This window comes from Planktothrix agardhii, from assembly GCF_904830935.1.
Classification (GTDB): Bacteria; Cyanobacteriota; Cyanobacteriia; order Cyanobacteriales; family Microcoleaceae; genus Planktothrix; species Planktothrix agardhii.
In genome coordinates this window covers 4,218,484-4,243,630 of the sequence record NZ_LR882952.1, presented here as the reverse complement: position 1 = coordinate 4,243,630, position 25,147 = coordinate 4,218,484, and the positions used below count along the sequence as shown (strand labels likewise).

The window sequence follows — 25,147 nt, the reverse complement described above, 5'->3', positions numbered from 1 at the left end:
TTCCGTTTAAAAGCGGATTTTATAGAGTTGAAACAAAGTTCCGGGCTGGCGTTTTAAAATTTTAGCCCCCGTTTCTTTAATGATCGTTTCCCAATTTTCTAGGGTTTCCAAGAAAACTTCTGTGCCTAAATAGGTTTCTAATATTGCCCAATCTTCGGCTAATTCAGCATCGGGAATCAGAACATCAAAAACAAAATCTCCCCCGGGTTTAACTACCCGCTTGACTTCTTTTAAAACCAATTTCCAATAACTGATTGGATAGTAACAACTCCATCCGGTGGCGATCGCTAAATCAAACTGATTTGCCTCATATTGCAATTGATGACCGGGGGCTAAAGTTACTCCTTTAAACAGTTTAGAATTTAATTGTGGCCCTCGAATATTCAGGGCGTCTTTTGCCACCGTACTAATTTCTTGACCATAAAATAAAGCTCCCCAATCTCGCCAAGGATAAATTAGAAAACTGACCCCACAACCAATATCTAAACAGTGCTGATTTTTTTGCGGTTTGGCAATTTCCCAAAAGGGAGAAGTGATTTTTTCTGATAAAGTTCCAGCTATGCGATCGCGAAAAATTGCCATCGTTTCAACCTCTGGAGGTAAATCAAAAGATCCCCCTTGATATTCTTGATTAAAACGATTGGCAATCGAAGCGATCGCCCTTTCTAAAGGGTCGGAACTCACAGACAAATTGAAAAAACCCGATGAATTAGAAGATTTAGCCATTCATTGTAAGATTTGTGAAAAAAACCCCTAGGTTTGGAGACCAAACCGCCACAATCAAAGATTATGACATCGGCGCGAATTGCTATATCAGTCTATTTTGAGCCTTTCAATGCTTTTTTAAAGTTTTTCCGATAGGAAGGATTAAATACAAATAAAACTGGCCATAACAGGGAGAAGATCAGACGGTTTTGGAAACTGCGGTTGAAGTTGGTATTTTCAAACCCCGTCCAAAATTTCCAGATTCCACCTGCATAAATAACGACTAATACTAGGGTAATTAGGGAATTCATGTCTGAAATATTTTATACCTAAAGGATGATAGACACAGTAAACATAGGTCTATTCTAGCAGTTAATCTTAGAGAATGGTGATTGGGGTTGACATAGGTTAAAAGGGAAGCAATTCCATAGGAAATTTGCTATTCTATATATTGAGAAGGTTTTTAATTATAAACCTAGCTGTGATCAAATCCGAAAAACACCGGATCACCAAATCAAGCTAAATCAATCAGGAGGATATATGCGAGCAGTGCTAATGGCCGGTGGATCAGGAACACGACTAAGACCGTTAACCTGCGATCTGCCTAAACCGATGGTACCCATACTCAATCGTCCGATTGCTGAACATATTATCAATCTCCTCAAACAACATAATATTACAGAAGTGATCGCCACATTGCATTATCTTCCCGATGTGATGCGAGAATATTTTCATGATGGCAGTCATTTAGGGGTACAAATCACTTATGCGGTGGAAGAAGATCAACCCCTGGGAACCGCAGGTTGTGTCAAAAATATTGCCGAACTTTTAGATAAAACCTTTTTAGTAATTAGTGGAGATAGTGTTACGGATTTTGATTTAACTGCCGCCATAGAATTTCATCAGCAGAAACAATCCAAAGCCACCTTGATTCTAACCCGAATGCCCAACCCCATTGAGTTTGGTGTGGTCATTACCGACGAAAATCATCGAATTAATCGCTTTTTAGAAAAACCCGCCGCCAGTGAAGTTTTCTCCGATACGGTGAATACCGGAACCTATATTTTAGAACCAGAAGTTTTAGAGTATCTTCCCTTTGATCAAGAATGTGATTTTTCCCAAGATTTATTTCCCTTACTCCTAGAAAAAGGGATACCCATGTATGGGTTTATTGCTAATAATTATTGGTGTGATATTGGTCATTTAGACATCTATAGAGAAGCCCATTATGATGCCTTAATGGGGAAAGTGAAACTGAAAATTGCCTACCCCGAACCTTCTCCGGGTCTGTGGATTGGAGAAAATACCTTTATTGATGAAACCGCCGTGATCGAAACCCCGGTTTTGATTGGTCGGAATTGTCGCATTGGGGCGAGGGCACAAATTGAAGCCGGAAGCGTGATTGGCGATAATATCACCATCGGGGCCGATGCCAATATCAAACGGCCAATTATTTGGAATGGGGCGATTATTGGGGATGATGCCCATTTACGGGCCTGTGTAATTGCCCGGGGTGCGCGGGTGGGACGTCGTGCCCATGTCCTCGAAGGGGCGGTGGTGGGCTCCTTATCCAGTGTCGGGGAAGAAGCCCAAATTAGTCCGGGGGTGCGGGTCTGGCCAAGTAAAAAAATCGAATCCGGGGCTACCCTGAATATTAATTTAATTTGGGGGAATACGGCCCAACGCAATTTATTCGGTCAAAGGGGGGTGCAAGGATTAGCAAATATTGATATTACCCCGGAATTTGCGGTTAAATTGGGGGCGGCTTTTGGGTCAACTTTAAAACCCGGTTCTTTGGTAGCAGTTTCCCGGGATCAACGGCCGATTTCTCGGATGGTGACTCGTTCTTTAGTGGCAGGTTTAATGTCCGTTGGGGTGAATATTATTAACTTAGATGCCACCGCCATTCCCATCACTCGCACGGCTATTCCTACTTTAAATGTAGCGGGGGGAATTCACGTTCGCCTCTCCCCAGAACGGGCAGACTATTTATTAATTGAATTTTTGGATAATAAAGGAATTAGTATTACCAAAGCCAAGGAGAAAAAAATTGAAGGGGCTTATTTCAAGGAAGATTTGAGACGGGCGCAAATTCCTGAAATTGGTAACGTCAGTTATACGGTTGATTTATTAGATATTTATAGTGCCAGTTTTAGTAAACATATCAATAGTGAAATTTTACGCTACAGTAACGCCAAGGTAGTTATTGACTATGTTTATGCGGTTTCTGGGGCAATTTTACCCCAACTTTTAGCTAAATTTGGCTGTGATGCGGTGGTTTTAAATGCTAGTTTAAATCATACCGCTTTATCGGTTCCTGAACGAGAAAATTTACTCGATCAATTAGGACGAGTTGTAGAAGCGCTACGGGCTAATTTTGGAGCCCAGGTTTATGCCAATGGGGAACAATTTATGTTAGTAGATGAAACCGGAAGTCCCATTCGAGGGGAATTTTTAACCTCTTTGATGGTGAATATGGTCTTAACTTCCCATCCCCGCAGTACCATCGTAGTTCCGGTGCATACATCTTCGGCCGTCGAACAAATTGCCCGTCGTTACGATGCTAAAGTCATCCGTACCAAGGCAAACCCAACGGCCTTAATGGAAGCTTGTCACCGCAATCCTAACGTAGTTTTAGGTGGCAGTGGCGATATGGGATTTATCTTTCCCCAACTGCATCCCGGGTTTGATGCGATGTTTTCCATTGCTAAAATTATTGAACTGTTAACCAGCCAAGAGCGCTCACTAACCCAAGTACGGGCGGATTTACCCCATGTCGTCCATCGTCGCTATACCGTGCGTTGTCCTTGGACAATTAAAGGAGCATTAATGCGGCATTTAGTCGAAACCCATTCCCCCGACAACCTAGAATTAATTGATGGAGTCAAATTAATTAACTACCAAGATGATAACTGGGTTCTGGTTTTACCCGATGCGGGAGAGCCGCAGGTTCATATTTTTGCCAATAGTGTTGATCGAGATTGGGTTGATACGACCCTGCGAGAATACCGCAATTTAGTTCATGATTTTGTGAATCAATCCCAAGGGATGGATCACCGCGAAGATATTTAGGGTAAAAAATTAATCAAAAACCGTTTAAATTTTCCAATAAAAATGTCATGATTGAAAAAACTCAACTCTTGGGGAGAGTTTCATGAATAGTGAGGGAGAACACTCCCACGGCAAACAAATTTATTGATCAAAAAATGAACAGTATTATTCTAATGGCGGAGATCATTCAAGATCCGCAACTTCGTTATACCCCCGATAATCAAATTGCCCTTACTGAAATGTTGGTTCAGTTTCCCGGACTACGGGATGTCGATCCGCCCGCCACTTTAAAAGTAATCGCATGGGGAAATTTCGCGCAGGAAGTTCACGAAAAATATCATCAAGGAGATCAAATTATTATCGAAGGTCGTTTGGGAATGAATACCATTGAACGACAGGAAGGATTTAAGGAAAAGCGGGCAGAACTGACTGCCCAACGGATTTATCCGGCACAAATGGATCTTTCCAGACCCACCCAAACTTTCGATCCCGCCACCCCGACTCAAAACAAAGTGGTTCCCTTGGGCTCACGTCGCGCCAGCACTTCTGCCTCGACTACCGACGAACCCCAAGAATCCCGTCGTCCCCCGACTAATTCCGCCCCCCCTAGAACAACTGCCCCCGATGAACCCGATAACCCCGATTACGATCCGATTCCGTTTATGCGACCTGTCCCATTCCAAACAATTAAGATGGGATTGACTGACTTTTGGGAATTAGAAATGAATTGTCCCCGGGTTGGGTTTGAAAGTCGAAAATTTTAACTGAAGTTGTGTAGAAATAATCACGCCCCGTGCTTTTAAGCCGGGGTGAAAAAAGTAAAAAGTTGGTTTAAAACGAGATTCTCTGCCCTTGGAGGGGATGTAAGACCAAAATCTTCGGGACGTAAAAAATCCATGAAGTCCGAGGCAGTCCCCATTGAATTGGGAAGCCTACACTGTACCATCAGGTCAGTGTAGGTAGTTCACAATATGTAACAATCGGATCGGAGCCTAGATAGGATTCAGTTTAAGCACAATCAAGTCATGAAAATTAAGTCTACCAAAAGATAGATACAGCATTTCCCAAAAAGAATGTTATGATTCTAATAAGGATTAGATATCGGTAGCCTAGTTTGCTACGGCATCAGGAATGTTTTCGCTCTTTAGTGTAAGTTCTACCCGCTTGCCTCCGAATTCCAATCTCCGCACACCCCTTGATTTTTGACTGAAAAGGTAATTAATGACGATTTATGTAGGCAATCTGTCTTACGACGTAACAGAAACCGACCTCACTCAAGTGTTTGGTGAATATGGTTCCGTTACAGATGTTCAAATTCCCATTGACCGGGAAACCCAAAGAAAACGGGGTTTTGGCTTCATCAAAATGGCAACGGATGACGAAGAAACCAAAGCAATTGGTGAACTCGATTCAGCAGAATGGATGGGTCGAGTCCTGAAGGTGAATAAAGCCAGACCTAGAGAAGATCGCAAGCCTTCTGATCATTCTGGTCGTGGCTGGGGAAATAACAGAAATAGCTCACGAAGCTACTAAAATTTGACTTCTCTTCTGCCCTGTAATTTTTTAGAGTGAAAGTTGTCAGTGCAAGACATTAAAACCCACTCCCGGACTGGGAAAAAATTTACGCTTGAGGAGCTTGCGGCAAGGACAAGGATAGCAGAATGAATGCTTATATTTGTACTAAAAGTAGTCCTCAGTGGAGAAAAAATTCCCAGACGAATCCCCAGGATTGTTGCAGGAGTGTAAGTGCCTGTTTTTCAACAGGTTGTGCTAAAGTAATCAGTGAGAGTAAAATTCGGTTGTAGCTTTTGTTTGTAGTCTTGATGGGCATTTCCCGTTTGGTTTGGACAGGCTTCTCTCCGAAATTCCAACCTCCGCACTATTTTGATTTTGGAGATACCCTATGTCTATTTATGTCGGTAATCTTTCTTATGACGTTAGTGAAGACGATCTAAAAAATGTCTTTAAAGAGTACGGTGAGGTTAAACGGGTTCAACTTCCTAAAGACCGTGAAACAGGAAAAGTCAGAGGCTTTGCTTTTGTGGAAATGGAAACTGAAACGCAAGAAGACAAAGCCATTGAAGAGCTTGATGGAGCGGAATGGATGGGTCGAACCATGAAAGTGAACAAAGCCAAACCTAAAGAAGACCGAGGACCAGGTGTTGGTGGTCGTTCCGCCTATGGTGGTGGCGGTGGCGGTGGTCGCGGTGGTGGCGGTGGCGGTGGCGGTGGTCGTGGTCGCTATTAAATGGCTTTTTAACCCCTTCGATTAGTATTGACTTTGAGGGTCTCCTTGATTTCATCTCAATAAAAAGGCTTAGGTCGCGATACGCGATACCTGAGCTTTTTTATTGGTTAGGTCGTAATATCTAGGCTTTTTGATTTAAGATTAGTTGAGGTTGCTAGATAGGGCTGAATCCCTAGATTAAAAGGTTCCTCACTCAAGCCCAAATTTTGCTAATTGTTTCAGAATTGTCAATTTAGTTAAAAATAGGTTATACTAGAGTGATTAATGAGAGTAAAATTCGGTTGTAGCTTTTGTTTGTAGTCTTGATGGGCATTTCCCGTTTGGTTTGGACAGGCTTCTCTCCGAAATTCTAACCTCCGCACTATTTTGATTTTGGAGATACCCTATGTCTATTTATGTCGGCAATCTTTCTTATGAAGTTAATGAAGAAGATCTAAGAGGGGTCTTTAAAGAGTACGGTAATGTTAAGCGGGTTCAACTCCCGACAGATCGTGAAACAGGTCGAGTACGTGGCTTTGCTTTTGTGGAAATGGAAAATGACACAGAAGAAACAGCAGCTATTGAAGCACTAGATGGAGCGGAATGGATGGGTCGAGATTTGAAAGTTAACAAAGCCAAACCTAAAGAAGACCGAGGAAGTGGCGGTGGCAATCGTGGCGGTGGCAGTCGCGGTGGCTATGGTGGCGGTGGCGGTGGCGGTGGTCGTGGTCGCTATTAAATGGCTTTTTGACCCCTTGGATTAGGACTGATTCCCAGGATATCCTCGATTTCATCTAAATAAGGAAAGCTTAGGTAATCATACCTGAGCTTTTTTTATAATTTCTGTTTTTACAATTCAGTAATCGGTGATAGCTCAATTGTAGAGAGTTATATAGCAGTTGCCGCATCTATTAGGACATTCTTGAAAGCTAAAAGCTGCTCATAGTAAGTATTTACCTATAGCGAGATTGCCTATTCCCTATTGCCTCCTGCTATACTTGATGATAGAGTGGCTGCGATAGTTTTCGGTTGAATCTTCTACCTTGATACATAGCCTAATCGGGTAATATGAATATAACTAAAACCGTTCATGCCCTGTTCGGATTAATTTTTTGGTTGTGGAATATCACGTTCCTCACCGTTGTTTATATTTGGATTTTACCTTTTCTAGCAATTTTTCTGGTCTTAGCGACCTTTGCTGGAGAAATCGAACTAGAATTTACTCTAACCATCCTGGCTTTAATTGCAATTCCCACCGTTTGCGTAATTATTGCAAATCGGCATTTTCGTCAAAGACCTGTAGAGTTAATCCGGTTATTTTATGGTGTAGAAGCACCGCTATTTTTATTCTGTCTGGTAAGATTATTTATTCTGCGGGAAATGACCCTAGCTAGTCGTTTCGTATTAACCACTATTTTAATTTGTATTACTGCCTTTTTTGTAGAATTAGTCTGGGGATATTTAGGAGAAAAACAGCATAAAACATCTCGAATTTTATCGGGAATACAATTAGCTATCCATAGCCTGATGTTATTGGTCGGATTTTATTTAGGAATTATTCTGCTATATTATGCAGTTCCGGCTGCTGTTGTTCTGTTAAGACAGTTTTTTTCATTTCAGTGGTTAGAATATTTGTGGTGGGATTTAACTCATAATTTCTTGTTAGGTTTTGCTGTGATGACGATTCTTTGCGCCGGAACAGCAACATTATTTTTAGGAATGCCTTCGGCTTTAGTTGCCCTTTATGTTCACTCAGGACAACGAATTTTACGCAAATTTTCAGCCCAATATGGTCGGACTCGCACCGTCCAAATCTCATTAGGAGTTGTAACCCTTTGGACTGTATTATTAATTAGTTTTCTGCGTCAACCTCAAGTTTTAGCCTTTCAAAAGTTAGAAAATATTCCCCAAACCGAACCGCAAAAACAAGAATTATTAGCCCAATCTGAATCTATTCGTAGAGGATTAGTTAACGCCTATTTATCCCCATATCGTTATTTAGGAGCCGTTAAAGATAGTAATTCTATTGAGGCAATGTATAAAGATGTTTTCAATTTACCTCAACCCTTATTAAATGGTCTTCAAAATAGTTATAATCAATTGATGTCTCCCTTTCTTTATCAAGGAGATTTAGATAAGGATGTGGATAAGGCTGAGAAACTATATGCTAATTTTTTTGATGCTCCGATTGAAAAAGGAGAACGTCTGGCAATTCAACACGCGCTTAAATCTACAGTTATTTTAGATGATGCTAAAGCAGGCTTATTGAATATTAATCAGAAAAAAGTTTGGTTAGCCAAACAAGAGGTTACTGTTCAAGAAAAGGGGGACTGGGGAGATGTGGAAATCCACGAAATTTATCAAAATCAAACTAAGGATGTAGAGGAGATTTTTTACTCTTTCACCTTACCTGAAACCGCCGTAATTACGGGACTTTGGTTAGGAGATACTAATAATAAAGCTACCCGTTTTCCCTTTACGGTTTCTCCGAGGGGTGCGGCTCAAAAAGTGTATAATTCTCAGGTTAAACGGGAACGTCCCGTTGACCCGGCATTGTTAGAACAGGTGGGAACCCAACATTATCGACTGCGTGCATTTCCGATTCCGCCTAAATCAGTTTCTTGGGATAGAAATAATCCTAATCCTCCCGCAGAATTGCATCTGTGGTTAACCTATAAAGTCATGGGTCAGGGGAATCAATGGCCGTTACCTAAATTGGGAGAAAAACGTAATATTTTCTGGACAAAAGCCACGGAAAGAATTAGAAATCAAAAATCAATTAAAGGATTTGAAAAGGATTGGTTAGAGGCTAATTTACCAGTTTCTCAACAGTCAATTCAATCCCATCAAGTCAGTTTAGATGATTATAAAATTACGGTTCAACCCTTAGCAGAAAAGGATTATATTTTACCCCAAAATCAACGATTTGCGATTATTTTGGATACCTCTCGCAGTATGGGAACCCATAAACAGGAATTAGCGAAAACCTTAGATTGGTTTAAGCAGAATATTATTCCTCAGAATCAGGCTGATTTATTTGTAACAGCAACGGCGGGAAATCAACCCCAATTTATGAATGATTTGCCACGGTTTCAGGTGAATCAAAAAGTCTTTTATGGAACCTTACAAATTAAAGAGATGTTGCGCCAGTTTGTACAGTTGCGAGGAAATAAAACCTACGACGGAATTGTATTAATTAGTGATGAGGGAAGTTATGAATTATCGGAAGATAAAACCGGGGTTCCTCAACTTTCAGTTCCCCTATGGATTGTGCATTTGGGTTCCCTGGCTGGTGCTTATGAAGATGGAACTTTAAAGATCATTCAACATAATGGAGGTGGGGTTTCAACCGATATTTCGGAAGTGATGAAACGGGTGGCGACAACGGAACAATTAACCCAAAAATTGGCAGGTTCAACTCAATCTAAACCTGGCAAAAATCCAGAAAAACCCCAGGTTTTAACCGTGGCGGATGGCTATGCTTGGTTAATGGAAAAAACGACGGAAAAAGCTCAAAAATCCCAGGGGTTTGAACAAATTGCAGCGCGATTATTAGTTCGGGGATTAAGTCAGAAAAACCCTGAACAACAATTAGCTAAATTAGATGCTATTCATGCGATCGCCAAGACCTATAATATTGTTACCCCCTATTCTTCGATGATTGTTCTAGTGAATGATGAACAACGTCAAGCCTTGAAAGACGCAGAAGCCTCTAAGGATCGATTTAATCGTCAAATAGAGGATGGTAAAGAACAGTTAAATAAACCGAATAATCCACTTAAAGCTGCTAGTGTTCCTGAACCTGGAATGACAATTGGTTTAGGGGTTATTGCCCTGTTTATTGTTGTTCAATCTCAAAGAAATAAAACTAAAAATTGGTTTTGATATTTTAATTAAATGATTAAATTAAAACCGATTTCTCTTTAAACCCCAGGAAAATCATTCCGAATTTGCTGTAAAGCTCGATAGAATTTTTTACGACGAACCCATGCCACATAACCCGCAAAACAACAATTTCCCTCCGGGTCAATCAAAAACACATGATCAACTTCTAAGTAGTTGCACAAAATAAATTACCTAGTTGAGAGAGGGAACAGCCCCCCCAAACCCCCCGTGCACGCGGGGCTAGGGGGGGAGGGAACAGGGTAGAGGATGTGTAATTAATTTTGTTCAGGTACTTATTAAGTTTTTCCAAACATTGATTTTTATATTATTCTTTAATGTAATGTAGGGGGTTGAATATCCTACATTTTGGAAATGGGTAGGAGTTATACCCTTGATTTTTTCTAATCTGTTTATTTTAATATTACCTATTTTAACCTATAGCAATCCTATTTGATTTGTGGTAGGGGCAATTCATAAATTGCCCCTACGGTAATGGTTTTAGTCATAGAGTTTATTACAACCTATTTAGACTTGCTATTATATATCACAGCAGCAAAACAAGAACACTCCCACCTTGCCCCTTTTTAAACAGGTCAATTTTGTGCTAAAATATAAATGCTTATTATTTTTTTAAATGACTACTAACTCGGATTTATTGCAATTGATATAAACTATGGTTCAATCCTTACCAAAACCAACAAATTTTGCTGAATTTATCCAGTGGAAACCGGACAACAAACGTTATGAACTCCATCAAGGAGCAATTATTGAAATGCCACAACCGACGGGAGAACATGAAAATATTGTGGGGTTTTTAGCTGAAAAACTGACTTTAGAATATGTGCGCCTCCATCTTTCTTATTCTATTCCGAAAACGGCACTGGTTAAATCAGCTTCAAGTGAGTCGGCTTATTCGCCAGATATCTTATTATTGGATCGTTCTAATTTAGTGAATGAACCTTTTTGGAAGAAATATTCTACTGTAAGTTTGGGTAAGTCTATCCCTTTAGTGATTGAAGTCGTTAGCACTAATTGGCGGGATGATTATTATAAAAAATATGGGGAGTACGAAGATATTGGAATTGTTGAATATTGGATTGTAGATTATCTAGCCCTGGGTGCTCGTAAATTTATTGGTAATCCCAAAAAACCGACTATTTCTGTTTACTTTTTAGTCGATGGAGAATACCAAGTTACTCAATTTCGAGAAAATACCTGTATTCAGTCCTTGGTTTTTCCAGAGTTAAGTTTAACGGCTGAACAAATATTTCAAGCTGGAGTTATTTAATATAATAAAAACCTAGTCTTTCAATCAAGCAGAGTAAAAACTTGTTTCTATCGGTTGATCAAAAGAGCGAATTATGGTAATAATATTATTAGCATCCTCATTGTTAAAAACTCCATCTAATCCTGCGGTGTGAATATCAGTAAAAGGGGATTCATACAAACGAGAGGGCTTCATAACCCCACGTTGGGTTAACCAGTTAATAATTTGTTCAATAAAACGAATTTGATTAGCATTGAGATTGTTATTTTCTAAATATTTACTAAAGGCTTGTTTGGCGGTGTTTCTGTCTAAACCCACCAATTCCAAAATAAAACTTTTCAGGTTAACATTTTTACTATAGACTAACTCGAATTTATCCCTAGATTCTAGCGCCTCTGAGGTAAATAACATCTTTTCTAATTCCTGTAAATCAGTATCAGTTAGAGGTAGATTTCTTTTTAACTTAGCGATCGCAATATGATCTTGATGGGCTAAAATATAGCTTTCTACTTTTTTTCGGTATTGAGATCGGCTGAAACCTGTTTGACGGTTAGGTACTTCTAATATTTCTAAATCCCCTAATTCATCCTCAAAATCAGTATAGATAATGATTTCATCCCGTTGATCAATTAACACTATTAAATCCCGCAGATTTAGCCTCATTTCTTCTACTAAATAAACCGTCACATCTTGCCACCATCTTTCTGTCTGTACTTGTTCAATTAAATTCAATTTATTCTTAACAATAGGAATCGTTTTTTTAGTTTCTAAACGGGTTAATAAATCCCTGACTTGATCCCGTAACCTTTCAAAATTTGGGCTATTTTTCAGGATGGCTAACTGAATTTTCAGACACAGCAGATCAAAGTTTTTAATTCGAGGATTTTCTCCGGGTAAAGTATTGGGTAGGGGGATCAGGGTATTAACAATAACTTGCCGATCTTCTGGGTTTAAATTCTGCCATTTTTCCCGCTTACGGAATGTTAAAACGGTTTCTAAGTAACGACGCACTAGAAAATTATTGTCTTCCATACTGGCAACGTGTTGATATAATTCATCTAGTATTTTTTCCTTAAGATTATCACTTTTAACGACAGTATAGGACGCTTGAGACTCTTTAACGCGATTTTGAGGATTATTCCCAAGGGTTGTCGTTTCTGCGGTATTTAAACAGTCCCATAACTCTAATTTTGCCTTTAAGAGTCGAGTTTGTAATGATTCAGTCGGGGATTGTTCTTTTTCGGGGATTGCTTGATTAAAATAAGCAAAATTATCGCATAGGTCAAATATCAAAAATTCCGTTTTATCCTTGCCAAATCCGAATAAATTAGGGCATAAACGAGTGCCTCTGCCGATCATCTGATTAAATTTTACCTCTGAGTAAACGGGTTTAAAAAACATTAAATTCACCACTTCTGGAATATCTACCCCCGTGTCTAACATATCCACAGAAATCGCGATCATGGGATCTTTTTCGGCTTCTGAGAAGTCATCGAGTAGACTTTGGGCATAATTGTCATGGCTGTCGATAACACGGGCAAATTTGCCTTTATATTGGGGATAGTTATAGTTAAATCTTTCTTCGATAAATTGGGCGTGTTGATGATTTCGGGCGAAAATAATAGTTTTGCCCAGGCGATCGCCCTGATGGATTTTTAAACCCCAATCCATAAGAATTTCTAAGGCTTTATCCACCGTATCAATATTAAATAACCAACGATTGAGGGCGGCGGCGTTAATTTCCTTGGGTATTTCCCCTGTTTCTTCGTTATAGAATTTTTCTTCATATTCTATTTTTTCTTCTGGGGTAAGATCCGCATATTTCACCCCACTACGGAGAAATTTAAAGGGTACATTGATACCCGTGGGAGGCACTAAATAACCATCGGCGATCGCATCTTGTAATTCATAGGCAAAGGTGGGATTACCCGCTTCTAATTCAAAAATGCCGTAGGTATCTCGGTTAATTTCGTTTCTGGGAGTGGCGGTTAAACCGATTAATAAAGCATCGAAATAGGTAAAAAGAGCTTGATATTTTTGGTAAATACTGCGATGGGCTTCATCTATAATAATTAAGTCGAAATAACCGACTCCGAAAGTTTTAACCTCACCCCCTCTGCTACTAGGAGAAAAAAGAATATCGTTGTTAATGCGATTCATCATAGTTTTGTAGGTGGAGAGGATGATATCAGCACCGCTTACGTCTTTTTCTTGGGTTAAGTCTATAGCCGTGGCGTGGGGTAAGTGTTTCTGAATCGCTCTTTTAGCTTGGGTAATTAAAGAGGTGCGGTCAGCCAAAAACAAGACTCTTTTAATCCAATTAGCTCTAGTTAATATATCAACTAGGGCGATCGCAGTTCTGGTTTTCCCTGTGCCTGTAGCCATGACTAGCAAGGCTTTCCGGGCTTTTTTGTTAAAGGTTTCGGTGACTCGTTTCAGGGCTTCGAGTTGGTAGCTTCTCCCGGCTATTTCTGGATTGGGTAAAACAATCTCAAAGGGTTTTCGGTGACTGCGGCGATAAATTATCCTTTGTAATTCATCTTTTTTTAAGAAGCCTTCCACCAGGCGCGGGGGATAGTTGCCATCATCCCAGAGATAGGTTTGATAGCCGTTAGTGTAGAAAATAATCGGGCGTTGATTAAATTGTTTTTCTAAACAGTCAGCATAAAGTTGGGCCTGTCGTTTACCTAGATTTGCGTCTTTTTGGGTACGTTTAGCTTCAATAACAGCAAGGGGTAAGCCGTTATCATCCCATAATACATAATCAATATAGCCTTTACCCGTGGGGTTAACAGCTTCGGGCATTCCGGTGATTTCATATTCGGTAAAATGGGGTTGAGTTAAATCCCAACCCATTTCTTTAAGTAATACATCAATTAAGTATTTACGGGTATCGGTTTCGTTATAGTCATGGTGATCTTTAACGTTACTATTTGCCTGTTTGAGTTGACTAATTTCTGCTTTAATTTGGTTATATTCTGCTTCTGTTTGTTGCTGTGTTTTTTGGGCAATTCTTGCTATTTCTTGAGCTTGGGATAATTCTTGCTCTAGTTTTTGCAGTTGGGCAAGGGTTTTTTGATCACTTCTAACCTTTTCCTGAGTAGAAGCGGGGGGAATATATTGGAGTTGAGGCAGGTTTTTACCGTTGGGGGAGTAGTAGCGACAAAGCCAATAGAGAAAATGGAATAATTCTTGAGTAATATAATCTGCGTCTTTTTCGCTGATTTTTTCGTTACTGTGGGCGGCACGGTTGCCCATGGTGTGGATGATGCGAACTTTTGAGAAAAGGTTAGGAGGTAGGTTATCTTTGAATGTTTGTTCGTGGATTAATGCCCCTAAATTATTATCGTAGGGTAGTATTAAATAGGGGTCATAATCATATAGCCAGATAACGGCTTGCTCAAGGGTATAACGGGCATAGAAGCAACAAGCACGGCTATCGGTTAGGGCCAGGGTTTCGACACGGGTGGCACTTTCGTAGATTTCGGGAAAGTCGGGTTTTAAAAAGTCGAAGTTGGATGACATGGCGATGTTTCTGGTTTAGTTTGAGGAAACAATAATGCACTTATGATTACATTGACATCTATAACTATTCTAATGTTATTCATTCTCGTTTAATATTTTCTCTAATATTTCAGGGGTTAAACCTCTGGCTTGAGCTTCTTCACTAGCTTGATCCATTAATTTACTGAGGTTATCACTAGCTTTAGCTTTTCTCTTGATTTTTTCTATCTCTAAATTAGTCATATTCTCCGATATTTTAATGATGATATTTTTCATGTTTTTAAAAGTTTATAGTAGTTTTGTCTAAGTTATTAGAAGCGTCAATTATCCCAGCGTTAACGGGATTTTTCCCTAAACCAAAAATCGGATCTTCATCGGATAAAGAATCTTCAGAAAAATTATTTTTAAGCAGTTCATTTTGTACCGCAGTAGCGATAAATTCATCAAAATTTTTGATTTTACCCGCTTTGATTAGTTCTTCTGAAGCATTGACCAGTTCTTGAGGTAAATTAATAGTTAAAGAAATAGTTGTGGACATTTTACTATTAATAATTGTTTGGCTATAAATAGTATAACATAAATTATGGGCCACTAGCCACTAGGAGCAACTGAAGCACAACTAAAATCTAAACTGTCTCTATTGAGATGGCGTTTTAAATCATATAACATCAGACATCTGGCAGAAATACAGGTAAAATAACCGTTTTACGTTATCCTCTTTTTCTGATGGGGTGTTTTTTGTATTCATAAATATATTCTCCTTGACAGATAATTTTTGTTTGGGTTTTATTCATCTATAATTCACCTTTGAATGCTTTTTGCAATAAGGAGTTAAATAAATTTTCTGATTCTGTCAAATACTGGTTAAAATTCTTTTGTATTTGAGTTATCTTATTACACTTATCTGAAAAATCTTTTTGTATGTTTATCGGTGGACAAGGAAATCTAAAACTTAATAAAGTAGGTCTATTTATTTTAGGGATATTTGTTCTTGTTGAATGTTTTTGTGCATAATCTAAAAAGAATTTTGATCTTAGTAAATAAATGAGAAAATCATTTTTAATTTTTGTTTCTATAACTCTTAATGGATAAATGTCGGCACTACATACACCTGAAAAATCGGTAATAACAACTTGATTGAGATATGGTCGAATTTTTGAATATAAAACATTTCCAGACTGAAATAAATATTTTCCACTTTTTAACTTCAACTCTCTAGGAGTTTTTATATTTTGGATGTTATTAGTATTGGACTGCAAATTTTCTCCGCCAATGTGAGGCATATCAATAAAAGGTTCAACTTTTGGATCAACTTGACCTGAAATGATAGAAATAACATTATTCAATTCTTCAACCTCCCAACCTTTAGGATTAATAACAGGATCGCCGAACATATCGAGAAAGATGGATTTTTGCAGTTGTTCGGTAAGAGCGATCGCTTCTTTCCTTTTCCTGATGATTTCGTCTGCTTTATCCAATATATTCGCTATTGTACGTTGAGATGCGATCGGGGGTAAGGGGATTTCTATATTTAAAAACTCTTGTCTATTTATATGCTTCATAGTTGAACCATGAGTATATTTAAGCATTAAATCAATAGATTTATCTAAAGCATATTTAAGATATGGTTTACAAATTAATTTTTCATCAGGAACAACTTTAAAGATATGTTGATTAAGTACCGCTATTTCAGAGTCTTTCCATTCAAAAACACCTAAACTGGCAGACCATGATACAAGAATATCATTAGGATATACTAAATATTTATCTTCGACATTTTGTAAAGTTCTATTATAGGGCTTAGAACAATCATTAAGATTTTGTATTCTAATAATTTTTTTCCCTTTATCTTCCCAATCTGAGGGTTTAAATGCTTTACCATTGATAAAGTCTGCAACTTTACCTAATTTTACTAATTCCATCCTGACATCTCCTTTAAAAAAATAATGATATTAAGAAGTAAAAACAATTAAATAATTATTCTGTAGCAAAAGATAACGAAGCTAAAATATCATCTAATTCCAAATCCTCATAATCTATTAAAATTTCCTCTGTAGTCATTCCTGAACTGAGCAACTCCAAAATAAATTCCACAGGATACCTTAAACCTCGAATACAAGGCTTACCATGACAGATATTAGGATCTATAGTAATACGTTTTATTAATAAATCATTCATAATTTAATTTCCTTTAATTAAGTTAATAGACGAATAAACCCCGCCTGTTCAAAATGTTTATCAGTAGTAAAAGCCTCCGTGATATTTTCCCGTTGCATAATCACAAAACTAATACAATCCGTTAACCCCCAATCCTTATCCTGTCTTGATTCATATAAAGCTAATCCTTGATTGAATAAATTTTTTTCTAAAGGGATGATTGATATTGATTCTAAATCCCTAATGATATTGACAAATCTAGTAAATTTAGAACGCCAATAAACACTACATAGAGCATCACCTAATTCTAAAATTACAAAATCTGTCGTTACCCACAGATAACGATTTTGATTTAAAAATAATTCTATCTCCTTAGCTTTTTTATGCCATGTATCCGAGTTATTTAATAATGCTAAAAAAGCGGAAGTATCCACAAAAACTTTTTTCATTAATTAATTTTCCCGTTTAGGAGTGCCGTGAATATAGTGATCATGTTGTTCAGCTAAATCAGTAATCCCAGTCTCAATTTGACATTCATCTAATATTTGGGAAAGTTTATCCCAATCAGAATCATGATCAACCTTTTTTTTGTCTTGACTACGACTTTTTAACAACTCATAAAATTCCTGTAATTCCTGAGTTGATAAATGATCCAATTCTGCCTCAATTAACTGCTTAATATTCATAAAAAAAATTGATTACCCCTGCAATTGAATACAACTATAGCGATCTTAACATATTATCTAAAATTTACCGCTTTTCTAACGGGGATAGGGAGGATCTAATTCCTGTAACTGATTAAGGATATCTTGAATTTGCTGATGTAACAGAGGAATTTGATTAATAACTACCTCCCAGACTAAATTATAATCAACGCCAAAATAATCATGAATTAACTTATCTCTCATCCCCGCCATCTGCTTCCAAGAAATTTGAGAATATTGTTGCCTAAAATCATCCGGTAACTTTTTCGTCGCCTCCCCGATAATCTCCAAACTACGCACGAGTGCCCTTGTTAAAATGGGGTTGTCCAAGAAAACTTCTTTCTCCAAACCCTCAGATACTTCGAGGATAAAAGAAGTTTCTAGGAGAATATGACCTAAATAATCATCAGGAGAATGAAACATATTCCACCTCCGCTAAAATCTTATGCCCAAAGATAGGACTCAAAGACTCAGGAGTTAAGACATCTACCTTACGCCCAAATAAATCATCAAAGAAAAAGCATAAATCCATAAAATTCATAAAAGTTTTCAACTCCGGCTTAAACTCCACCAACAAATCAATATCACTGTTTTCTGTGGCTTCCCCACGCCGAAACGAACCAAACAACCCACATCGCCTTACCCCATAACCTTCTAAGGTTTTTTGATGCTTCCGTAATTGCTCAAAAATATCCTCTTTACTGTTTACTACTACAACTTCCATAATATTCCAACCTATAGAATTAAGAATTTTTGAATCTTTAACCAATGCCTGATAACCTTTATTTTTAAATTCAGTTAATTCACCTATCAAGTTTAGCCATTGGCAAATCTTTCTAAAGTTGTGCTAAATTCCTCACTTCCCACCATTGAAGATTGAGTTAGGGCAGTTTGTGCTTGTTGCCCCCAATGTAAATCTTCCAATTCTTCCAGTTTATCAATTAGTTTTTGATAAGACTCTGCGGAAAGAATGACATAGCTGGGACGTTTTTGCTCGGTGATTAACACAGGCTCAACTTTTGCTTGATCAAAGACTTCACCATGTTGATTTCTGGTTTGCTTCAGGGTATAGCTTTTCATGATCTCAAAAGATTGACTATTTTAGACATTATAGCAAAAATGGACAAAAGAAGAATTTGATTGACAACCACCTCCTACACTAAATTATAATCAACTCAAGTTTATCTGGAAATAACCTCTTTTTTTAGAGTAGTCCTAAATCATTTGTGATAATTAAAATTTTTTCTTTAATCCAGCCTGTTTACAAATTTCATTAGCGGTGATTCTGTCAAAGATTTTATGTCGCTTAACGGGGAGAGTAATTGTATTATTGGTATAGATAGAGTGATTTCCTCCCTCTCGTAAAAGATAAAAACCATTATTTTCCAAGTATTCAATTAAATCTCTTCTTTTTACCGACATTAAGCAACCTCAATGAATAAACTTTCAATAATATCACTATCATTTGAAGGAATAGTTTTTCCTTGCTGTTGATAAGCTAAAATCATTTCATTTAAAGCATCTTCGAGCATTAAACGACACTCTGTAACCGTTTTTCCCTCCGTAACCACTTCTTGCCATTCCATAATTTGCCCCATATATCCCGATGGGATTTTTGTATATTTAGCAGTGTATTTATATCTCATGGTATTGTTCATTAATTGTTCATTAACATTTTACAGTATTTATAATATACCTAACATTCCCTCTAACACCTCCAAATCCGCCATAATCTCCCCTTCGATTACCTTTAATTTACCTAAAATAACTGCCGGAGACTCATAACTAACTTCCCCATATTCGACCTCCTTATAACGATTGATCGATAAATCATAACCATTTTTAACTATTTCCTCCTTCGCCACAAAAAAAGCCTTACTGCTGCGGTCAATATCTTTATTTAGATCGCGATCGCGCCACTTAGCAATAATATCAGGAATATCATTTTCCTCCACAGGTTGACGCTTATCATCCAACGATAAACCATCCGCACCCATATCATAAAACCAAACCCCATCCGTACCTCCTACCCCCGTTTTAGTAAACATCAGCACCGCCGTAGAAACCCCAGCATAGGGCTTGAAAACCCCCGAAGGCATGGAGATCACCCCATCTAATTTATGATTTTCTACAAGGGTTTCACGCAGGGTTTTATGGGCATTAGACGAACCAAATAACACCCCATCCGGCACAATTACCGCCCCCCTTCCGCCTTTTTTTAATAACCGCAAAAATAACGCCGCAAACAATAACTCGGTTTTTTTGGTATTAATAATTTTGATTAAATCCTTAGCAATGGTATTCGCTTCTAACGATCCCTTAAAAGGGGGATTTGCTAAGATTAAAGTAAAAGCTTCCGATACTTCTGAATGCTCCTCTGCTAAGGAATCCCTCGCCTCAATTTTCGGATCTTCGATGCCATGTAACATCATATTCATACTGCCGATTCGCAACATGGTAGCATCAAAGTCAAAACCGTGAAACATCTCCTGATTAAAGTGCTTCTGATTAACAGGATTATGCAAAATATAGTTACCCTCACTATCTTTTTGCTGGCGCAAATATTCCGCCACCCCCACCAAAAAGCCCCCCGTCCCACAAGCGGGATCACAGATTACCTCATGGGCGCTAGGATTCATTAATTCGACAATCATTTGAATAATATGGCGAGGAGTGCGAAACTGTCCATTAGTTCCGGCGGTGGTGAGTTTTGATAACATATATTCATAAAGATCTCCCTGTAAATCTATATAGGTTTTATCTTGAGATTGACTCGCTTGTTGATTGAGTAATTCAAAGATTAGGTCAATTTGTGCTACTACATTTGCTAATAGGGCGGCGTTAGCAATTAAAAATACAGCATCCTTCATGTGTTGGGCATAAGTCCCCCCTTCCTTACCGATAGTTTTGATAAAAGGAAAGGCATAATCCCTGACCGTAACTAACATATCAGCAGGCTTTTGATGCTTAAATTCAGACCAACGATAATGATTATTTTCTGGGGTAAAAGTGGGATTTTCTAATGGCCCCCCTAAGCGTTTGATCTTCTTCTCTTGGGCTAATTGTAGGTCATCTAGGCGTTTAATAAACAGTAAATAGGATATTTGTTCAATCACCGACAGGGGGTTACTAATGCCGTTATTCCAAAAGGTTGTCCACAATTTATCAACTTTGGATTTTAACTCGCCTGTTATCATTGCTGGAGATCCCTGTATTGGTGCTTTCCTTATTATTATCAATCATTACCCGATCATTTTCAGATCAGTTATCAGAAATTTTCCACTTTCTACCTATTTCGTCCTAGGAGATGATTAATTTAAAGTTTTAATGGTCACAACTTGGGGGGGTGTAGCATCGGGAGGATAACGAAAATCAACTCTAACAAAACGGGAGGATTTCGGGTTTAATTTTAATTGAACTAACGGGTCAACAATTTGCCCTCGACGATGCCATAAATGTATATATTTTACAATATTTTTTCCTTGTTCATCTTCATATCTTAACCTAACTGTGCCTCGAAAAAATGGAAAATCTAAGGGGGGTTGTCGAAAAATTAATCCATTTTTTGATAAATTTTCTTCCTTGAATGGAGTTTCCAAAGTAACTGCTACTGTTTGAGTTTTATCTGTTACATTGAATAGGGGAATCTGTAAATCATAGTGTACTCCATAATTACCATGAGATTGATATGCGGTATCAGGATAACGAACAATTAATGGTGCGGCTTGGACTTGTTTTGTTCCCAATGTTCCCGCTCTAACTGTACTAATCAGAAAAGAAATACCTTTTCCCCTATCAGGAATAGTCAGAAAATCTTTGCCCTCATCTACTAAATCTGCTGACCATTTTGCCCCTTTTTGAATACCTGCAACTCGACTATAAATTAACTGACCTCCTATTTGTTCTGGAGGAGTTGGAATTTTATCGCGGGGTTGTGCTAAACTACCATTGTCAAGTAACTGTTGCCATTCTTCTAAAGTTGGCGATCGCTCCTTACCATCAGGTTCTATTTTCGCAAATTGGGCTAAACTAGCCAGATAAATTGAAGCCGGGGGAGAATCTTCGGTTTTGCCCCGGACTTTTAACCGCATCAAGCTAGAACGTCCATTCACCCGACGCTCTAACCCCTTAACCGGAATCGGTAAACTCATCAACATTTGACTTTCCCCAGGGGCAATTTCCAGGGTTTTCGGAAATTCCGACTGCCGTTTTCCCCTTAACACATCATCAACAGCCCGAATTCCTGGCCCGGAATAAATCTCACCCTTGGAATTATCACTCATGGCAGGCTTTTCTTTAAACGGAGCATCAGGCTCCAATAAATAACTTGCCGCTTGTAATACTTCAACGGTAACAGGTTCATTATCGGGATTATGAACCATTAACCCCAAATACAAGGTTTTTAAATCCGGTGGAGTGTGGGTAAAATGATGTGTAAATACTTCAAACTCCCCATTTAAACGATATTCTAAATGAGCTTCGGGATCACCCCGCCATCCTCCCGGAAAGGTTGAGAGTAAAATTCCTTCCTGTTTCACCCATTCTGGACTATTGCTATTAAACATTAACACCTGATCCAGTTTCCCAGGCAAGGGACGGACTTCATTCTCAGCAATAATTTCCTGGGGTGGCAAGGCATTGGCAAAGGGCAACCGAGGCAAAAGGGTAGGAAACCTTTCAACGATGACAGTTTGCCGAAAACAAATTCCTCCGACCGCACCCCCCACCGCAGACAAACTAACAATTAAAATAGGAATTATCCGATGTAAGGTTTGATCTTTCATTTATTCTGAAAGGTTGGTCTAATTTTTTTACCGTGAGTATTATGACTTTTTTTCCTCAGTATTCCACAGGCAGCGAAATTCGGCAAAAGTTTCTCAACTTCTATGCCGAAAAAGGGCATAAAATTCTGCCTAGTGCCTCCTTAGTTCCCGAAGACCCGACGGTTTTATTAACCATTGCCGGGATGTTACCCTTTAAACCGATATTTCTGGGACAGCGACAACCCGAATTTCCCCGCGCCACCACCTCCCAAAAATGTATCCGTACTAATGATATTGAAAATGTAGGCAGAACGGCCAGACATCACACTTTTTTTGAGATGTTGGGTAATTTTAGCTTTGGAGATTATTTTAAACAACAAGCGATCGCTTGGGGATGGGAAATTTCTACAAAAGTTTTTGAGTTACCGCCTGAACGTTTAGTGGTGAGTGTGTTTGAGGAAGATGACGAAGCTTTTGCCATCTGGCGCGACGAAATTGGGGTATCTCCCCAACGCATTAAACGCATGGGAGAAGCGGACAACTTCTGGAAATCTGGCCCCACTGGCCCCTGTGGCCCCTGTTCAGAAATTTATTATGATTTTCACCCCGAACGCGGCGAGGATAATATTGATTTAGAGGATGATTCTCGGTTTATTGAGTTTTATAACTTAGTATTTATGCAATATAACCGAGATAATGATGGTATTTTAACCCCATTACAGAATAAAAATATTGATACGGGCATGGGGTTAGAACGCATGGCGCAAATTTTACAGCAAGTTCCTAATAATTATGAAACCGATCTAATTTTTCCTATTATTAAAACCGCGGCGGAAATTGCCCAAATAGACTATCACAAATCCGATGATAAAACCAAGGTTTCCCTCAAAGTTATTGGGGATCATATTCGGGCGGTTGTGCATTTAATTGCCGATGGGGTTAATGCGTCTAATATTGGACGGGGTTATATTGTCCGGCGGTTAATTCGGCGGGTAGTTCGTCATGGTCGGTTAATTGGAATTAATCAGGAATTTACAACCTTGGTAGCTGAAACTGCAATTCAATTATCAGAAGCTATTTATCCCAATGTTCGTCAACGGGAAACCGCAATTAAAGCAGAGTTACAAAGAGAAGAAACCCGTTTCTTAGAAACCTTAGAACGGGGTGAAAAACTGTTAGCAGAAATTATTGCGAAGGCGACCCCCACCAACCTGCCCCTTACCAAAGGGGAGGCTACAACTTCCCCCCTTAATAAGGGGGGACTAGAGGGGGGTAATTCCGGTCAGGCGACCCCCACCAACCTCCCCCTTACCAAAGGGGAGGCTACAGATATTTCTTCCCCCCTTACCAAGCAGGGACTAGAGGGGGGTGAAATTTCTGGTCAAGATGCTTTTGTTTTATATGACACCTACGGTTTCCCCCTAGAATTAACCCAAGAAATTGCCGAAGAAAATGGCTTAACTGTTGATATTAAAGGCTTTGAAACGGCAATGGAAGAACAACGCCGCCGTTCTCAAGATGCCCATGAAACTATTGATTTAACCGTTCAAGGTAGTTTAGATCAATTAGCAGAACATATTCACCCCACGGAATTTTTAGGCTATACTTTATTAACATCTGATGCCAAAGTTGAAGCGGTTTTAGTGAATGGAAAACCCGTAGAAATAGCAGAAGCGGGAACACAAATTCAAGTTATTTTGAATAAAACCCCCTTCTATGCCGAGTCTGGGGGACAAGTTGGCGATCGCGGTTATTTGAGTTATGGTGATACCGTAATTCAGATCGAAGATGTTAAAAAAGAATCCAATATTTTCATCCATTTCGGACGAATTGAACGGGGAATAGTTACCCCAGGAATGACCTTAACCGCCCAAATTGATCGCGCCTGTCGTCGTCGTGCCCAAGCTAATCATACTGCCACCCATTTGTTACAATCGGCGTTAAAATTAATAGTAGATCCCTCAATTTCTCAAGCGGGTTCTTTAGTTGATTTTGAGCGTTTACGATTTGATTTTAATTCTCCCAGGGGGTTAACTGCTGAAGAATTGCAACAAATTGAAGATCAAGTTAATAGTTGGATCACCGAAGCACATCCGGCGGTTATTGCAGAAATGGCGATCGAAGCCGCTAAAGCTAAAGGTGCGATCGCTATGTTTGGAGAGAAATATTCTGATATTGTGCGGGTGGTCGATTATTCGGGGGTTTCGATGGAATTATGCGGGGGAATTCATGTTAGTAATACCGCCGAAATTGGTCTATTTAAGATTATTTCGGAAACGGGTATTGCATCAGGAATTCGACGCATAGAAGCGGTGGCGGGACAGGCGGTTTTAGATTATTTGAAAGTACGGGATACGGTGGTTAAGGAATTAGGCGATCGCTTTAAAGCCAAACCCGAAGAACTCCCCGAACGGATTAATAATTTACAACAGGAGTTAAAAGCAACTCAGAAACAATTAGAAGGAGTTAAAGCGGAATTAGCGATCGCCAATTCCCAACAATTATTAACCACTGCTGAAACCATTGGTGAGTTTAAATTAATTGTAGCAGAACTCCATGATGCCGATGCAGAATCCTTAAAAACCGCCGCAGAAAGGCTACAACAAAAGTTAGGAGAAAGTGCCGTTGTTTTGGGTTCAGCGACCACCGATGGTAAAGTTAATTTTGTCGCGGCGTTTAGTAAAGCGGTGAATAATAAAGGCTTACAAGCGGGTAAATTTATTGGTGGCATTGCTAAAATTTGCGGCGGTGGCGGTGGCGGACGTCCGAATTTAGCGCAAGCTGGCGGTCGGGATGCAACAAAGTTAAAAGCAGCGTTGGAGAGTGCAAAAACCCAGTTAGTTGATGGGTTGAAATAAGTTAAGTTAACCCCTCCCCTGCTAGG

General features: G+C 38.9%; 25 protein-coding genes. 8 read left to right on the top strand and 17 right to left on the bottom strand.

The window, feature by feature from the left end; all coding sequences use genetic code 11:
* Positions 1-6: 6 nt before the first annotated feature.
* Both NMG88_RS19580 and NMG88_RS19575 read right to left on the bottom strand, forming a co-directional pair.
* Positions 7-726 carry a class I SAM-dependent methyltransferase gene (locus NMG88_RS19580; RefSeq protein WP_042156137.1) on the bottom strand — a complete coding sequence of 240 codons (720 nt, stop codon included), beginning with the start codon at positions 724-726 and terminating at the stop codon, positions 7-9.
* Between the two features lie 92 nt (positions 727-818).
* Positions 819-1,016, bottom strand: coding sequence for a hypothetical protein (locus NMG88_RS19575; RefSeq protein ID WP_026785914.1), 198 nt, complete (start codon positions 1,014-1,016; stop codon positions 819-821).
* A 229-nt stretch (positions 1,017-1,245) separates the two neighbouring features.
* Here NMG88_RS19575 and NMG88_RS19570 point away from each other — a divergent pair, with 229 nt between their 5' ends.
* The 6 genes from NMG88_RS19570 to NMG88_RS19545 all read left to right on the top strand — a co-directional run bounded on the left by NMG88_RS19570 (position 1,246) and on the right by NMG88_RS19545 (position 9,868).
* Positions 1,246-3,777 (top strand): mannose-1-phosphate guanyltransferase, encoded by a 2,532-nt coding sequence (locus NMG88_RS19570; protein ID WP_026798186.1) that lies wholly within the window; start codon positions 1,246-1,248, stop codon positions 3,775-3,777.
* A gap of 134 nt (positions 3,778-3,911) precedes the next feature.
* On the top strand, positions 3,912-4,520 hold the full coding sequence (locus tag NMG88_RS19565) for a single-stranded DNA-binding protein (protein ID WP_042156140.1): 609 nt from the start codon (positions 3,912-3,914) through the stop codon (positions 4,518-4,520).
* Positions 4,521-4,977: 457 nt separating this feature from the next.
* On the top strand, positions 4,978-5,289 hold the full coding sequence (rbp, locus tag NMG88_RS19560; protein ID WP_042156142.1) for an RNA-binding regulator: 312 nt from the start codon (positions 4,978-4,980) through the stop codon (positions 5,287-5,289).
* Positions 5,290-5,659: 370 nt separating this feature from the next.
* The gene (rbp, locus tag NMG88_RS19555) at positions 5,660-6,004 is read left to right on the top strand and encodes an RNA-binding regulator (RefSeq protein WP_042156144.1); all 345 of its coding nucleotides are present in this window, start codon (positions 5,660-5,662) and stop codon (positions 6,002-6,004) included.
* A gap of 385 nt (positions 6,005-6,389) precedes the next feature.
* The gene (gene rbp / locus NMG88_RS19550) at positions 6,390-6,722 is read left to right on the top strand and encodes an RNA-binding regulator (RefSeq protein WP_042156146.1); all 333 of its coding nucleotides are present in this window, start codon (positions 6,390-6,392) and stop codon (positions 6,720-6,722) included.
* 329 nt (positions 6,723-7,051) lie between these two features.
* A complete protein-coding gene (locus tag NMG88_RS19545; RefSeq protein ID WP_254035721.1) occupies positions 7,052-9,868 on the top strand; it encodes a TIGR02921 family PEP-CTERM protein in 2,817 nt (938 codons plus the stop codon).
* Between the two features lie 38 nt (positions 9,869-9,906).
* Here NMG88_RS19545 and NMG88_RS19540 read toward each other — a convergent pair whose 3' ends face one another.
* Positions 9,907-10,050 (bottom strand): hypothetical protein, encoded by a 144-nt coding sequence (locus tag NMG88_RS19540; protein WP_158442311.1) that lies wholly within the window; start codon positions 10,048-10,050, stop codon positions 9,907-9,909.
* Between the two features lie 491 nt (positions 10,051-10,541).
* On the opposite strand from NMG88_RS19540, the gene NMG88_RS19535 reads away from it, so the two are divergent.
* Complete coding sequence (locus NMG88_RS19535; RefSeq protein WP_227364822.1) at positions 10,542-11,156, top strand: Uma2 family endonuclease; 615 nt, start codon at positions 10,542-10,544, stop codon at positions 11,154-11,156.
* A gap of 24 nt (positions 11,157-11,180) precedes the next feature.
* Here the strand turns inward: NMG88_RS19535 and NMG88_RS19530 are convergent, their stop codons facing one another.
* The 14 genes from NMG88_RS19530 to NMG88_RS19465 all read right to left on the bottom strand — a co-directional run bounded on the left by NMG88_RS19530 (position 11,181) and on the right by NMG88_RS19465 (position 22,284).
* Entirely contained in the window at positions 11,181-14,660 is a 3,480-nt protein-coding gene (locus NMG88_RS19530) for a DEAD/DEAH box helicase family protein (protein WP_254035720.1), read from the bottom strand.
* Positions 14,661-14,735: 75 nt separating this feature from the next.
* Complete coding sequence (locus NMG88_RS19525; protein ID WP_254035719.1) at positions 14,736-14,915, bottom strand: hypothetical protein; 180 nt, start codon at positions 14,913-14,915, stop codon at positions 14,736-14,738.
* Positions 14,916-14,919: 4 nt separating this feature from the next.
* Complete coding sequence (locus NMG88_RS19520) at positions 14,920-15,177, bottom strand: ribbon-helix-helix domain-containing protein (protein WP_235751981.1); 258 nt, start codon at positions 15,175-15,177, stop codon at positions 14,920-14,922.
* Between the two features lie 256 nt (positions 15,178-15,433).
* Positions 15,434-16,561 (bottom strand): restriction endonuclease subunit S, encoded by a 1,128-nt coding sequence (locus tag NMG88_RS19515; RefSeq protein WP_254035718.1) that lies wholly within the window; start codon positions 16,559-16,561, stop codon positions 15,434-15,436.
* A gap of 55 nt (positions 16,562-16,616) precedes the next feature.
* The gene (locus NMG88_RS19510; protein WP_026785927.1) at positions 16,617-16,817 is read right to left on the bottom strand and encodes a DUF433 domain-containing protein; all 201 of its coding nucleotides are present in this window, start codon (positions 16,815-16,817) and stop codon (positions 16,617-16,619) included.
* Between the two features lie 17 nt (positions 16,818-16,834).
* A complete protein-coding gene (locus NMG88_RS19505) occupies positions 16,835-17,245 on the bottom strand; it encodes a type II toxin-antitoxin system VapC family toxin (RefSeq protein ID WP_214559071.1) in 411 nt (136 codons plus the stop codon).
* A 3-nt stretch (positions 17,246-17,248) separates the two neighbouring features.
* Positions 17,249-17,482, bottom strand: coding sequence for a hypothetical protein (locus NMG88_RS19500; RefSeq protein WP_235753547.1), 234 nt, complete (start codon positions 17,480-17,482; stop codon positions 17,249-17,251).
* A gap of 75 nt (positions 17,483-17,557) precedes the next feature.
* On the bottom strand, positions 17,558-17,923 hold the full coding sequence (locus NMG88_RS19495) for a HepT-like ribonuclease domain-containing protein (protein ID WP_026785930.1): 366 nt from the start codon (positions 17,921-17,923) through the stop codon (positions 17,558-17,560).
* The gene (locus tag NMG88_RS19490) at positions 17,907-18,314 is read right to left on the bottom strand and encodes a nucleotidyltransferase family protein (RefSeq protein ID WP_235751975.1); all 408 of its coding nucleotides are present in this window, start codon (positions 18,312-18,314) and stop codon (positions 17,907-17,909) included. Before NMG88_RS19490 ends, NMG88_RS19495 begins: the two co-directional genes overlap by 17 nt.
* A 2-nt stretch (positions 18,315-18,316) precedes the next feature.
* Positions 18,317-18,580, bottom strand: a complete 264-nt coding sequence (locus NMG88_RS19485; protein WP_026785932.1) for a type II toxin-antitoxin system Phd/YefM family antitoxin — start codon at positions 18,578-18,580, stop codon at positions 18,317-18,319.
* A 153-nt stretch (positions 18,581-18,733) separates the two neighbouring features.
* On the bottom strand, positions 18,734-18,922 hold the full coding sequence (locus NMG88_RS19480) for a type II toxin-antitoxin system HicA family toxin (RefSeq protein WP_026785933.1): 189 nt from the start codon (positions 18,920-18,922) through the stop codon (positions 18,734-18,736).
* Positions 18,922-19,158, bottom strand: coding sequence for a type II toxin-antitoxin system HicB family antitoxin (locus NMG88_RS19475; protein ID WP_238558118.1), 237 nt, complete (start codon positions 19,156-19,158; stop codon positions 18,922-18,924). Before NMG88_RS19475 ends, NMG88_RS19480 begins: the two co-directional genes overlap by 1 nt.
* Positions 19,159-19,185: 27 nt before the next feature.
* A complete protein-coding gene (locus tag NMG88_RS19470) occupies positions 19,186-20,697 on the bottom strand; it encodes a type I restriction-modification system subunit M (RefSeq protein WP_254035717.1) in 1,512 nt (503 codons plus the stop codon).
* A 114-nt stretch (positions 20,698-20,811) separates the two neighbouring features.
* A complete protein-coding gene (locus NMG88_RS19465; RefSeq protein WP_254035716.1) occupies positions 20,812-22,284 on the bottom strand; it encodes a DUF3370 domain-containing protein in 1,473 nt (490 codons plus the stop codon).
* A 41-nt stretch (positions 22,285-22,325) separates the two neighbouring features.
* Between NMG88_RS19465 and alaS the strand changes: the two genes are divergently transcribed.
* Positions 22,326-25,121, top strand: coding sequence for an alanine--tRNA ligase (alaS, locus tag NMG88_RS19460; protein ID WP_254035715.1), 2,796 nt, complete (start codon positions 22,326-22,328; stop codon positions 25,119-25,121).
* Positions 25,122-25,147: the final 26 nt, after the last annotated feature.

Excerpts from the sequence above, each read along its gene's own strand:
- NMG88_RS19480 (WP_026785933.1), bottom strand. The coding sequence starts at position 18,922 with ATGTCGGTAAAAAGAAGAGATTTAATTGAATACTTGGAAAATAATGGT.
- NMG88_RS19485 (WP_026785932.1), bottom strand. The coding sequence starts at position 18,580 with ATGAAAAGCTATACCCTGAAGCAAACCAGAAATCAACATGGTGAAGTC.
- NMG88_RS19535 (WP_227364822.1), top strand. The coding sequence starts at position 10,542 with ATGGTTCAATCCTTACCAAAACCAACAAATTTTGCTGAATTTATCCAG.
- NMG88_RS19545 (WP_254035721.1), top strand. The coding sequence starts at position 7,052 with ATGAATATAACTAAAACCGTTCATGCCCTGTTCGGATTAATTTTTTGG.
- rbp (WP_042156144.1), top strand. The coding sequence starts at position 5,660 with ATGTCTATTTATGTCGGTAATCTTTCTTATGACGTTAGTGAAGACGAT.
- NMG88_RS19500 (WP_235753547.1), bottom strand. The coding sequence starts at position 17,482 with ATGAATATTAAGCAGTTAATTGAGGCAGAATTGGATCATTTATCAACT.
- NMG88_RS19515 (WP_254035718.1), bottom strand. The coding sequence starts at position 16,561 with ATGGAATTAGTAAAATTAGGTAAAGTTGCAGACTTTATCAATGGTAAA.
- NMG88_RS19530 (WP_254035720.1), bottom strand. The coding sequence starts at position 14,660 with ATGTCATCCAACTTCGACTTTTTAAAACCCGACTTTCCCGAAATCTAC.
- NMG88_RS19520 (WP_235751981.1), bottom strand. The coding sequence starts at position 15,177 with ATGTCCACAACTATTTCTTTAACTATTAATTTACCTCAAGAACTGGTC.
- NMG88_RS19525 (WP_254035719.1), bottom strand. The coding sequence starts at position 14,915 with ATGAAAAATATCATCATTAAAATATCGGAGAATATGACTAATTTAGAG.
- NMG88_RS19505 (WP_214559071.1), bottom strand. The coding sequence starts at position 17,245 with ATGAAAAAAGTTTTTGTGGATACTTCCGCTTTTTTAGCATTATTAAAT.
- NMG88_RS19465 (WP_254035716.1), bottom strand. The coding sequence starts at position 22,284 with ATGAAAGATCAAACCTTACATCGGATAATTCCTATTTTAATTGTTAGT.
- NMG88_RS19580 (WP_042156137.1), bottom strand. The coding sequence starts at position 726 with ATGGCTAAATCTTCTAATTCATCGGGTTTTTTCAATTTGTCTGTGAGT.
- NMG88_RS19510 (WP_026785927.1), bottom strand. The coding sequence starts at position 16,817 with ATGAATGATTTATTAATAAAACGTATTACTATAGATCCTAATATCTGT.
- alaS (WP_254035715.1), top strand. The coding sequence starts at position 22,326 with ATGACTTTTTTTCCTCAGTATTCCACAGGCAGCGAAATTCGGCAAAAG.
- rbp (WP_042156142.1), top strand. The coding sequence starts at position 4,978 with ATGACGATTTATGTAGGCAATCTGTCTTACGACGTAACAGAAACCGAC.
- NMG88_RS19570 (WP_026798186.1), top strand. The coding sequence starts at position 1,246 with ATGCGAGCAGTGCTAATGGCCGGTGGATCAGGAACACGACTAAGACCG.
- rbp (WP_042156146.1), top strand. The coding sequence starts at position 6,390 with ATGTCTATTTATGTCGGCAATCTTTCTTATGAAGTTAATGAAGAAGAT.
- NMG88_RS19495 (WP_026785930.1), bottom strand. The coding sequence starts at position 17,923 with ATGTTTCATTCTCCTGATGATTATTTAGGTCATATTCTCCTAGAAACT.
- NMG88_RS19565 (WP_042156140.1), top strand. The coding sequence starts at position 3,912 with ATGAACAGTATTATTCTAATGGCGGAGATCATTCAAGATCCGCAACTT.
- NMG88_RS19575 (WP_026785914.1), bottom strand. The coding sequence starts at position 1,016 with ATGAATTCCCTAATTACCCTAGTATTAGTCGTTATTTATGCAGGTGGA.
- NMG88_RS19470 (WP_254035717.1), bottom strand. The coding sequence starts at position 20,697 with ATGATAACAGGCGAGTTAAAATCCAAAGTTGATAAATTGTGGACAACC.
- NMG88_RS19475 (WP_238558118.1), bottom strand. The coding sequence starts at position 19,158 with ATGAACAATACCATGAGATATAAATACACTGCTAAATATACAAAAATC.